Genomic DNA, 638 nt, shown 5'->3' with positions numbered 1-638 from the left:
CGCCCGCTGGTGCTGGCGCTGGCCAACCCCAACCCGGAAATCATGCCGGAGCTGGTCAAGGAAGTGCGCCCGGACGCGGTCATCGCCACCGGCCGCACCGACTACCCGAACCAGGTCAACAACGTCCTGTGCTTCCCGTTCATCTTCCGCGGCGCGCTGGACTGCGGCGCGACCACCATCACGCGCGAGATGGAAGTCGCCGCCGCCCACGCCGTGGCGGAACTGGCCCGCCAGGAGCAGAGCGACATCGTCGCCACCGCCTACGGCATCCAGGACCTGTCGTTCGGCCCCGAATACCTGATCCCCAAGCCGTTCGACCCGCGCCTGATCGTCAAGATCGCCCCGGCCGTGGCCGAGGCCGCGATGCGGTCCGGCGTGGCCGCGCGCCCGATCGCCGACATGGACGCGTACCGCCTGCAGCTGCAGCAGTTCGTCTACCACTCGGGCACGCTGATGAAGCCGATCTACGCGGCGGCGCGCCAGGTGGACATGGAGAAGAAGCGCATCGTCTTCGCCGAGGGCGAGGAAGAGCGCGTGCTGCGCGCGGTGCAGGTGATCGTCGACGAGAAGCTGGCCAACCCGATCCTGATCGGCCGCCCGGCGGTGATCGAGCACCGCATCGAGCGCTTCGGCCTGCG

Annotated in this window: 1 protein-coding gene; it reads left to right on the top strand. The window is 69.4% G+C overall.

The features are described 5' to 3' along the window. On the top strand, nt 1–638 hold a 638-nt coding region (locus AC3WXD_RS34945), incomplete at both ends, for a phosphate acyltransferase (protein WP_492325747.1).

The sequence above is a fragment of the Cupriavidus sp. FW216-B1 genome, from assembly GCF_058789195.1.
Note: the sequence above shows the minus strand (reverse complement) of the source record. Positions and strands in the feature narration are given on the sequence as shown.